Origin of the sequence: Curtobacterium sp. MCLR17_055 (genome assembly GCF_003234305.1) — a bacterium.
Classification (GTDB): domain Bacteria; phylum Actinomycetota; class Actinomycetes; order Actinomycetales; family Microbacteriaceae; genus Curtobacterium; species Curtobacterium flaccumfaciens.
The window spans coordinates 66,648-77,594 of the sequence record NZ_QKSX01000018.1 but is presented as its reverse complement, the minus strand read 5'-3'; the positions used below and the strand labels follow the sequence as shown (position 1 = coordinate 77,594).

Genomic DNA, 10,947 nt, shown 5'->3' with positions numbered 1-10,947 from the left:
GCGTCCTGCGGGGTGGACCAGCGGAGGACGGAGTCGACGTCCTCGACGGGCACGTCGAGCTCGCCCGGGGTCAGGTAGAACCAGCCGCCCCAGCGTCCGCGACGGGCGGCGGTCGGATCGCCGGCGTCGATCGCGATGATGCGGCGCGTGACGGTGGTGTCGGTCGTGCCGAGGACCTCGCCGACGCGCATGTGGCCGGTGCCGCCGCCGAACCAGAGCGAGTAGCGGCCCTGCAGCTCGGTGTCGGCGGTGCGCTCGATCGTGACGGTCTTCCGGACGGGGTCGACGGCGTGGATCGGGACGCGTTCGTTGCGCTTGCGGTCGGGGGTGACGACGGCACGGGCGACGGCGGCGACGAAGCCACCGATGACGGCCGTCCCCACCGCAGCAGCTGCCAGACCGGCGCCGAGTGCGATGAACCCGGCCGATCGAGCGGTCTCCTGGACGACGTCCTCGGCGGGTCGCGCGGATCGGGACATGGCCCGGAGCCTAGTCTGCATGTGTGTCCGAAACCCGAGAGCCCGACGCCTTCGCGCGGCTCCGCGCGTTCGTGTCCGGCGGCAGCGGCCGTGCCGAGACCACCGTCACCGAGATCCCCTCCCCGACCCGGATCGCACCGTTCTCGATCGCCCTGGCGGCGGACGTGTCCGGCACCGCGCACGGGGTGGAGTCGGACCTGGGCACCGGACGGTTCATCGCCCTGTACGACCCGGAAGAACCCGAGGGCTGGGGCGGCGCGTTCCGTGTCGTCTCCTTCGCCCAGGCGCCGCTCGAGCCGGAGATCGGCGTCGACGAGTTCGTCGCCGACGTCACCTGGAGCTGGCTCGTCGACGCGCTCGAGTCGCACGGTGCGACGTACGACCACGCCTCGGGCACGGCCACCAAGATCATCTCGCGCGGGTACGGTGACCTCGCCGCACAGGGCGACGGCGCCCAGCTGGAACTCCGCGCGTCGTGGACACCACGCGGCGACGACCTCACCGCACACGTCCGGGCCTGGCAGGACATCGTCGCCATGCTCGCCGGTCTGCCGCCCGCATCGGACGGCGTGACCCTGCTGGCCCCGAGGAGGCTCGCCAAGTGACCGACCCCGCTCCCCAGGACGCCGCTGGATCGACCGGCCCGGCTGCGTCCGCAGCCACGGCTGCCGGCTCGACTGCTCCCGCTGCCAGCCCTGCCTTCGAGGCGTCGCACGACGCCGTCAAGGTCATCGACACGCGCGAGGACTACCTCGAGGCGGTCGCCGCCATCGCCGCCGGCCACGGCCCCGTCGCGGTCGACGCCGAGCGCGCCAGCGGCTACCGCTACTCGCAGCGCGCCTACCTGATCCAGGTGTTCCGCCGCGGTGCCGGTGCGTTCCTGTTCGACCCGATCCCGATCGGCGACTTCTCCGAGCTGCAGGCCGCCATCGTCGACGAGGAGTGGCTGTTCCACGCCGCCTCGCAGGACCTGCCGTGCCTGCAGGAGGTCGGCCTCGTCCCGACGCGCATCTTCGACACCGAGCTCGGTGCCCGGATCGCTGGGTTCCCCCGTGTCGGCCTCGGCGCCGTCGTCGAGCAGCTGCTGGGCATCACCCTCGCCAAGGCGCACTCGGCCGCCGACTGGTCGACCCGTCCCCTGCCGCAGTCGTGGCTCGTGTACGCGTCGCTCGACGTCGAGCTGCTGCCCGACCTCCGCGACGCCCTCGCCGAGAAGCTCGACGAGGCGGGCAAGACCCGGATCGCGCAGGAGGAGTTCGACGCGGTCCTGCACCGTGCGCCGAAGCCCGCCCGTGCCGAGCCCTGGCGTCGCTTGTCCGGCATGCACGCGCTCCGTGGTGCGCGAGCACTGGCGATCGCCCGGTCGCTCTGGCTCGCCCGCGACGAGTACGCCCGACAGGCGGACATCGCCCCCGGGCGCACCATCCCCGACTCGGCGATCGTCGCCGCCGCGGCCGCTGCACCCGAGTCCCGCGCCGAACTCGGCGCGCTGAAGACCTTCACGGGCCGCGCCAGCCGTTCCGAGCTCGACCGCTGGTGGGCCGCCGTCGAGGAAGGCCGCACCACCGAGGACCTCCCCCGTCTCCGCGGTGCCGGCGAGGCGACGCTGCCGCCACCCCGTGCCTGGGCCGACCGCAACCCGGCGGCCGACCGCCGGTACAAGGCGGCGCGCGCCGCGGTGACGAAGCGTGCCGAGGAGCTCGACATCCCCCTCGAGAACCTGCTCACGCCGGAGACGCTCCGGCTCGTGTCGTGGGCCCCGCCGTCGCCGGTCTCGACCGAGCTGGTCGGCGCCGCCCTCGCCGAGCACGACGCCCGCCCGTGGCAGGTCGAGGAACTCGCGTCGATCATCGCCTCGGCCTTTGTCGCTGCTGCACAGCGGCCCGCGGCGACGGACGACGACGAGTCGTAGGAACTGCCCAACCGGCATGCGGCCGCCCAGGCTGGGGGCATAGCGTCGGGAGGGTCGCCGGGCGAGGCCCGGCCAGGCCGGAGCGACCTGCGTTCCGGCCCGATCGATGAGGATCTGGGAGGCCCGGATTGCCAAAGGCATCAGACGTCGTGTTCGTGGACGGCGTTCGCACACCGTTCGGACGAGCCGGCGAGAAGGGGGTGTTCTGGAAGACCCGGTCCGACGACCTCGCGGTGCACGCGATGCGCGGACTGCTCGACCGGAACGCCTTCGACACCGCAGCCGTGGACGACGTCGCCGTCGCGGCGACCACGCAGCAGGGTGACCAGGGGCTGACGCTCGGCCGCACGGTCGGCATGCTCGCGGGTCTGCCGAAGTCGGTGCCCGGCTACGCGATCGACCGCATGTGCGCCGGTGCCATGACGAGCGTCACGACGCTCGCGGGTGCCATCGCCTTCGGCGCCGCCGACATCGCGATCGCCGGTGGTGTCGAGCACATGGGCCGGCACCCGATGGGCTTCAACGCCGACCCCAACCCGCGCTTCGTCGCGGAGCGCATGGTCTTGAGCGACGCCCTCGTCATGGGCGCCACCGCCGAGCGCCTGCACGACCGCTTCCCCGCGATCACGAAGGACCGCACGGACGCCTACGCCGTCCAGTCCCAGCAGCGCTACGCCGCTGCCTGGGCGAACGGCAAGCTCCAACCGGACGTCATCCCGGTCGAGGTCAACAAGGGCGACGGCTGGGACGTCGTCAGCACCGACGAGCCGCCGCGACCGGGGACCACCCTGGAGGCGCTGGCCGCGTTGAAGACGCCGTTCCGGCCCCACGGACGGGTCACCGCCGGCAACGCCGCCGGTCTCAACGACGGTGCCACCATGGGCCTGCTCGCGTCCGAGGACGGTGCGAAGCAGCACGGACTGTCGACGAAGATGCGCATGGTCTCGTTCGCCTTCGCCGGCGTCGAGCCCGAGGTCATGGGCGTCGGCCCGGTCCCCGCGACCGACAAGGCCCTGTCGAAGGCCGGCCTGTCGATCGACGACATCGGCCTGTTCGAGATCAACGAGGCGTTCGCCGTCCAGGTGCTCGCGTTCCTCGACAACTACGGCATCGCCCAGGACTCTCCGAACGTGAACGCCTGGGGCGGCGCGATCGCCGTGGGCCACCCGCTCGCGTCGAGTGGCGTCCGGCTGATGAACCAGCTCGCCGCACAGTTCGCCGAGCGACCGGACGTCAAGTACGGCATCACCACGATGTGCATCGGGCTCGGCCAGGGCGGCACCGTCATCTGGGAGAACCCGAACCACAGCAAGTCGGCCGAGCGTTCGGCTCGGAAGGGGGCGTGACCATGACCATCGTCGACAACGACCGACTGGCCGAACTCAGCGAGGACGAGGTCGTCACGCACTCGTTCGTCAAGCACGTCACGATGCCCTCTGGTGGCACGCTGGCGCTCATCACGCTCGACAACGGCAAGGACTACAAGCGGCCGAACACCCTCGGGCCCCGCACGCTCCGTGAGCTGTCCGGCGTGCTCGACACCCTGAAGACCGAGGCTGCCGCCGGCACGATCCAGGGCGTCGCGATCACCGGCAAGGAGTACTGCTTCGCCGCCGGGGCCGACCTGTCCCAGGCAGCGGCGGTCCCGTCGCGCGAGGCCGCCCACGACCTGGCCGCCCTCGGGCACGCCACGCTCCGCAAGTTCGCCGACCTCGGGGTGCCGTCGTTCGCGTTCGTGAACACCCTGGCGCTCGGTGGTGGGCTCGAGATCGCCCTGCACTGCACCTACCGGGCGTTCTCGTCCGCGGCGCAGGGCATCGGCCTGCCCGAGGTGTTCCTCGGCATCATCCCCGGCTGGGGCGGCGCGACGCTGCTCCCCCGCCTGATCGGTCCGGAGCGCGCGCTCCGCGTCATCGTCGAGAACCCGCTCAAGAACAACCGTCTGATGGACGGCCCGGCCGCGGTCGAGATCGGCATCGGCGACGTGCTCGTCCCGTCCGTCACGTTCCTGCCCTCGGCCGTGGCCTGGGCGGACGGCGTCATCACCGGCACGACCAAGGTGGTGCGGAAGAACGAACCAGGCATGCTCGAGAAGGCTGCCTGGGGCACCGTCGTCAAGGTCGCCCGCGGACAGGTCGCCTCGAAGATCGGCACCGTGCCGAAGTCGCCGTTCCGGGCGCTCGACCTCGTGGCCGCCGCCAAGTCGGGCTCGCTCGACGAACGGTTCGCCGACGAGGACGAGGCCCTCGCCGACCTCATCTCGGGCGACCAGTTCGCCGCGTCGATGTACGCCTTCGACCTCGTGCAGAAGCGTGCGAAGAAGCCCGTCGGCGCTCCCGAGGGCGTCGAGCCGAAGAAGATCACGAAGGTCGGCGTCCTCGGCGCCGGGCTGATGGCGTCGCAGTTCGCGCTGCTGTTCGCCCGACGTCTGGGCGTCCCCGTCGTCATCACCGACGTCGACCAGTCCCGTGTGGACGCCGGCGTCGAGCGGATCCGCGGCGAGGTCGCGAAGCTGCTCGACAAGGGCCGGATCTCCCCCGACGACGCGAACCGCATCACCGCACTCGTCAGCGGGTCGGTGTCCTACGACGCCTTCGCCGACGCCGACTGGGTGATCGAGGCCGTCTTCGAGGAGATGACCGTCAAGCAGGAGGTCCTCCGGAAGATCGAGCAGGTCATCGCACCGGACGCCATCCTCGCCACGAACACGTCGTCGCTCTCCGTCGACGAGATGGCGTCGGTGCTCACCAACCCGGAGCGGCTCGTCGGCTTCCACTTCTTCAACCCGGTCGCGGTCATGCCGCTGCTCGAGGTGGTGCGTGCGGCGAAGACCTCGGACGAGGCCCTCGTCACAGCCCTCGCCGTCGCGAAGACCCTGAAGAAGACCGCGATCATCACCGCGGACCAGCCGGGCTTCGTCGTCAACCGGGTGCTCGCGCGGGTGCTCGGCGAGGCGATGCGCGGCGTCGAGGAGGGCACTTCGTTCGACACCGTCGCCCAGGGTGCCGCGCCCCTCGGCCTGCCGATGTCGCCGTTCGAGCTGCTCGAGCTCGTCGGGCTGCCGGTCGGCGCGCACGTGCTCGACTCGCACCACGCGGCCTGGCCCGAGCGCTTCTACCCCGGCGACGGGCTGAAGAAGATCGCCGAGCACGGGACGATCCTCACCCGCGACAAGAAGGGCAACGCAACCGGGTACGACCCCGCCGCCGTGAAGCTCGTCGCGCCCTCCAAGAAGGACGCGAAGCCCGTCGACGCCGCCGAGATGCAGCGCCGGTTCGAGGATGCCCTGGCCGACGAGCTGCACCGCATGCTCGAGGACCGGGTCGTCGAGCACGTCGAGGAGATCGACCTCGGGCTCATCCTCGGTGCGGGGTACCCGTTCCAGGCCGGTGGGATCAGCCCGTACCTCGACCGCAGTGGCGCTTCCGAGCGTGTCTTCGGCGCGACGTTCCACGAGCCCCGGATCGTCGGCCCCGCCTCCCGCTAGGGCTCAGCACGCAAAACACCGGTGTTCGCGCACCGAACACCCGCAAACCGCGGAGTGGAGCGCGAACACCGGTGTTTTGCTGACCGGGACGGAACCAGCCGGCCGCGGCCGAGCCGTCAGCGGTCGGACGCCGCCGACTCGCGGGACCGCGCGGGCTTCGCCTGCGGCAACTTCGTCCCGACGACCTGGTCGATGACGTCGCGGGCGATGGCCTGCGCCGTCAGCCCTGCGTCGGCGAGGATCTGCGACCGGGTCGCGTGGTCGATGAACGCGTCGGGCAGCCCGAGCTCGTTCACCCCGGTGTCGACCCCGGCGGCGCGCAGGTCCTGCCGCAGCCGGGTCCCGACGCCGCCGACCCGCACGCCGTCCTCGATGGTGATCACGAGTCGGTGCGTCCGCGACAGCTCGATCAGCGACGTCGGGATCGGCACCACCCAGCGCGGGTCCACGACGGTGACGCCGATGCCCTGCGCCTCGAGCAGCGCCGCGGCCTCGAGGGCCACCGGCACCATCGACCCGACAGCGACGAAGAGCACGTCCTCGACGTCGTCCGCGGCTGCGTGCAGGACGTCCACACCATCGGGGAGACGACGGACCGCGGGGATGTCCGGTCCGACCTGCCCCTTCGACCACCGCAGCACGGTGGGGGCGTCGTCGACGGCGATCGCCTCGCGGAACTCCTCGCGCAGGGTCGCAGCATCGCGGGGTGCGGCGATCCGGATCCCTGGCACGACCTGCAGCAGCGCGAGGTCCCACATGCCGTGGTGGGAGGGGCCGTCCGGGCCGGTGATGCCGGCACGGTCGAGCACGAACGTCACGCCGGCCTTGTGCAGGGCGACGTCCATCAGCACCTGGTCGAACGCACGGTTCAGGAACGTCGCGTAGAGCGCCACCACGGGGTGGAGTCCCCCGTAGGCCAGACCCGCGGCGGTCGTCACGGCGTGCTGCTCGGCGATGCCGACGTCGTACACGCGGTCGGGGTGCTGCTCCTGGAACAGGTGCAGCCCGGTCGGCCGGAGCATCGCCGCCGTGATCGCGACGATCCGGGGATCCGAGGCGCCGGCATCGGCCAAGGAGGACGCGAACACCGAGGTCCACGACGGACCCGATGCTGCGTCGAGCGACTCCCCCGTCTCCGGGTCGATGTGCCCGACGGCGTGGAACTGGTCGGCCTGGTCGCGCAGGGCGGGCTCGAAGCCGTGGCCCTTCTCGGTGATCGCGTGCACGATCACGGGAGCGCCGTACTCCTTCGCCTGCCGGAGTGCTGCCTCCATCGCCTGCTGATCGTGGCCGTTCACCGGGCCGATGTACTTGATGTCGAGGTTCGAGTACAGCGCCTCGTTGTTCGTCAGCCGCGACAGGAAGCCGTGCAGGCCACCGCGCATGCCCCGGTACACCGCACGACCCGGAGCGCCGAACCGAGCCGCCACGGCCTGCGTGCCCTCGTACAGGGCCCGGTACTCGCGCCGGGTGCGCACGGAGCTCAGGAACCGCGCCATGCCACCGATCGTCGGGGCGTAGGAGCGGCCGTTGTCGTTGACGACGATGACCAGGCGCCGGTCGTTGTCGTCGGAGATGTTGTTGAGCGCCTCCCACGTCATGCCGCCGGTGAGGGCGCCGTCCCCGACCACCGCGACGACGGTGCGGTCGGTCTGCCCGGTCTGCCCGAACGCGCGGGAGATGCCGTCAGCCCACGACAGCGACGACGACGCGTGCGAGGACTCGACGATGTCGTGCTCGGACTCGCTCCGCTGCGGGTAGCCGGCGATGCCGCCGCGTTCGCGCAGCTTGGAGAAGTCCTGGCGCCCGGTGACGAGCTTGTGCACGTACGACTGGTGCCCGGTGTCGAAGACGAACGGGTCGTTCGGCGAGTCGAACACGCGGTGCATCGCGAGCGTCAGCTCCACGACGCCCAGGTTCGGCCCGAGGTGCCCACCGGTCTTCGCGACTTCGGCGACCAGGAAGCGCCGGATCTCGGCGGCGAGGTCGGTCATCTGCGCGTCGGAGAGACGCTTCAGGTCGCGCGGCGACGTGATGCTGGCGAGCAGGCTCACGGGCGCTCCTTTCGTGGGGCTGTCGGCCCACTCTATGCGCGGAACCGGCAGACGGACTGGAGGCGCGGTACCAGCTGGCACCGCGCCTCCAGTCCGTATCCGGGTCGCGTCAGACGAGCGAGCGGAGCACGTACTGCAGGATGCCGCCGTTGCGGTAGTAGTCGGCCTCGCCGGGGGTGTCGATGCGGACGACCGCGTCGAACTCGATCGGCTGCTTGCCGGCCGGCGAGTGCTCGCTCGGTGTCGCTGTGACGTGCACCGTCTTCGGCGTGCGGCCCTCGTTCAGCTCGGTCAGCCCGGAGATCGAGACGACCTCGGTGCCGTCGAGCCCGAGGGACTCGACCGTCTCGCCCGCCGGGAACTGCAGCGGGACGACGCCCATGCCGATGAGGTTCGAGCGGTGGATCCGCTCGAAGCTCTCGGTGATGACCGCACGGACACCGAGCAGGTTCGTGCCCTTGGCCGCCCAGTCGCGGGACGAGCCGGAGCCGTACTCCTTGCCACCGAAGATGACGAGCGGGATGCCCTGCTCCTGGTAGTGCTGCGAGGCGTCGTAGATGAACGACTGCGCACCGTCCGGCGTCGTGAAGTCACGGGTGTACCCGCCCTCCACGCCGTCGAGCAGCTGGTTGCGCAGACGGATGTTCGCGAACGTGCCGCGGATCATGACCTCGTGGTTGCCGCGACGCGAGCCGTAGGAGTTGAAGTCCTTGCGGTCGACGCCGTGCTCGGCGAGGTACTGGCCGGCGGGGCTGTCGGCCTTGATCGAACCGGCCGGCGAGATGTGGTCGGTCGTGACCGAGTCGCCGAGCTTCGCGAGCACCCGGGCGCCGGAGATGTCCGACACCGCGTCGGGCTGCATCGTCATGCCCTCGAAGTACGGGGGCTTCCGGACGTAGGTCGACTCCTGGTCCCACTCGAAGGTGTCACCCGTCGGGGTCGGCAGGTTCTTCCAGCGGTCGTCGCCCTCGAACACGGAGCCGTACTCGTGGGTGAACATCTCGGTGTCGATCGACTCGTCGATGACCTGCTGCACCTCGGCCGCGTCGGGCCAGATGTCGGTCAGGTAGACGTCGTTGCCGTCCTGGTCGGTGCCGAGGGCGTCCTTGTCGAAGTCGAAGTGCATCGACCCGGCGAGGGCGTAGGCGATGACCAGCGGCGGGGACGCCAGGTAGTTCATCTTGACGTCGGGGTTGATCCGGCCCTCGAAGTTGCGGTTGCCCGAGAGCACCGCGGTGACGGCGAGGTCGTTGTCCTGCACGGCCTGCGAGATCTCCTCGGGCAGCGGGCCCGAGTTGCCGATGCAGGTGGTGCAGCCGTAGCCGACCGTGTAGAAGCCGAGCTGCTCGAGGTAGGTGGTGAGACCGGCCTTCTCGTAGTAGTCGGTGACGACCTTCGACCCGGGCGCGAGGGTGGTCTTCACCCAGGGCTTCGCGGTGAGGCCCTTCTTCGCGGCGTTCCGGGCGAGGATGCCGGCGGCCATCATGACCGACGGGTTCGACGTGTTCGTGCACGAGGTGATCGCGGCGATCGCGACGGCACCGTGATCGATCGTGAACGGATCGGCCCCGTCCATCGCGACCTTCGTCGGCGCCGAGGCGGTCGACGGTGCGCTCGACACGTGCACGTGCTCGTGCAGCGCCGTGTCCTCGTTGGTGGAACCGGCGGCGATCGGGTCGGAGGCCGGGAACGTCTCCTCGACCGCGTCGTCGAGGTCGGTCTGCTCGGACGGCGTCGTGTAGTTGTTCAGGTCGAGCTCGAACTGGCTCTTCGCGTTCGTGAGCTCGATGCGGTCCTGCGGACGCTTCGGGCCCGAGATGGAGGGCACGACCGTGGAGAGGTCGAGCTCCATGTACTCGGAGTAGTTCGGCTCGACCGAGGCGTCGTGCCACAGGCCCTGGGCCTTGGAGTACGCCTCGACCAGGGCGATCTGTGCCTCGTCGCGACCGGTCAGCCGCAGGTAGTCCAGCGTGACGTCGTCGACCGGGAAGATCGCCGCCGTCGAACCGAACTCGGGCGACATGTTGCCGATGGTGGCGCGGTTGGCGAGCGGGACGGCGCCGACGCCCTCGCCGTAGAACTCGACGAACTTGCCGACGACGCCGTGCTTGCGGAGCTCCTGCGTGATGGTGAGCACCACGTCGGTCGCGGTCACGCCGGCCGGGATCTCACCGGAGAGCTTGAAGCCGACGACCTTCGGGATGAGCATCGACACGGGCTGGCCGAGCATCGCGGCCTCGGCCTCGATGCCGCCGACGCCCCAGCCGAGCACGCCGAGGCCGTTCACCATCGTGGTGTGCGAGTCGGTGCCGACCAGGGTGTCCGGGTACGCGTACGTCTCGCCGTCGAAGTCACGCGTGTAGGTGACCTTCGCCAGGTACTCGATGTTCACCTGGTGGACGATGCCGGTGCCCGGCGGGACGACCTTGAAGTCCTCGAACGCGGTCTGGCCCCAGCGGAGGAACTGGTAGCGCTCACCGTTCCGCTCGTACTCCAGGTCCGTGTTGCGCTGCAGGGCGTCCGTGCTGCCGAACAGGTCGGCGATGACGGAGTGGTCGATGACCATCTCGGCCGGGGACAGCGGGTTGATCTTGTTCGGGTCGCCGCCGATGTCCGCCATGGCCTCGCGCATGGTGGCGAGGTCGACGATGCACGGCACACCCGTGAAGTCCTGCATGACGACGCGTGCCGGCGAGAACTGGATCTCGGTGTCGGGTTCCGCGTCGGGCCGCCAGGAGCCGAGCGCCCGGATCTGTCCCTCGGTGACGTTCTTGCCGTCCTCGGTGCGGAGGAGGTTCTCGAGCAGCACCTTCAGGCTGTAGGGCAACTTCTCGTGCCCGGGAACCGAGTCGATCCGGTGGATCGCGTAGTCGACACCCCCAACCGACAGTGTGTCCTTCGAGCCGAAGCTATTGACTGCAGCCACCGTGCCGCCTCCCTACTGATCGGTTTGCCCTCATCCTCGCGGGCCGTGGACCGTCCCACCAGCAAGGCAAACCTAATCCCGAGGACGCG

6 protein-coding genes and 1 pseudogene are annotated in these 10,947 nt (G+C 70.4%); 4 read left to right on the top strand and 3 right to left on the bottom strand.

Annotated elements, in window-relative coordinates:
• Window positions 1-479, bottom strand: a pseudogene (locus DEJ09_RS15050) (hypothetical protein); the annotation flags it as partial.
• A gap of 23 nt (window positions 480-502) precedes the next feature.
• Between DEJ09_RS15050 and DEJ09_RS15045 the strand changes: the two are divergent.
• From DEJ09_RS15045 to DEJ09_RS15030, 4 genes are all read left to right on the top strand, one after another.
• The gene (locus tag DEJ09_RS15045) at window positions 503-1,084 is read left to right on the top strand and encodes a DUF3000 domain-containing protein (protein ID WP_017886108.1); all 582 of its coding nucleotides are present in this window, start codon (window positions 503-505) and stop codon (window positions 1,082-1,084) included.
• A complete protein-coding gene (locus DEJ09_RS15040) occupies window positions 1,081-2,391 on the top strand; it encodes an HRDC domain-containing protein (RefSeq protein ID WP_372449802.1) in 1,311 nt (436 codons plus the stop codon). Before DEJ09_RS15045 ends, DEJ09_RS15040 begins: the two co-directional genes overlap by 4 nt.
• A 128-nt stretch (window positions 2,392-2,519) precedes the next feature.
• Complete coding sequence (locus DEJ09_RS15035) at window positions 2,520-3,737, top strand: thiolase family protein (RefSeq protein ID WP_111089113.1); 1,218 nt, start codon at window positions 2,520-2,522, stop codon at window positions 3,735-3,737.
• Between the two features lie 2 nt (window positions 3,738-3,739).
• On the top strand, window positions 3,740-5,878 hold the full coding sequence (locus DEJ09_RS15030) for a 3-hydroxyacyl-CoA dehydrogenase NAD-binding domain-containing protein (RefSeq protein ID WP_111089112.1): 2,139 nt from the start codon (window positions 3,740-3,742) through the stop codon (window positions 5,876-5,878).
• Window positions 5,879-5,994: 116 nt separating this feature from the next.
• Here DEJ09_RS15030 and dxs read toward each other — a convergent pair whose 3' ends face one another.
• Both dxs and acnA read right to left on the bottom strand, forming a co-directional pair.
• Window positions 5,995-7,932 (bottom strand): 1-deoxy-D-xylulose-5-phosphate synthase, encoded by a 1,938-nt coding sequence (dxs, locus tag DEJ09_RS15025; RefSeq protein ID WP_111089111.1) that lies wholly within the window; start codon window positions 7,930-7,932, stop codon window positions 5,995-5,997.
• Window positions 7,933-8,041: 109 nt separating this feature from the next.
• Window positions 8,042-10,858 (bottom strand): aconitate hydratase AcnA, encoded by a 2,817-nt coding sequence (gene acnA / locus DEJ09_RS15020; RefSeq protein ID WP_027465472.1) that lies wholly within the window; start codon window positions 10,856-10,858, stop codon window positions 8,042-8,044.
• Window positions 10,859-10,947: the final 89 nt, after the last annotated feature.

Excerpts from the sequence above, each read along its gene's own strand:
- DEJ09_RS15030 (WP_111089112.1), top strand. The coding sequence starts at position 3,740 with ATGACCATCGTCGACAACGACCGACTGGCCGAACTCAGCGAGGACGAG.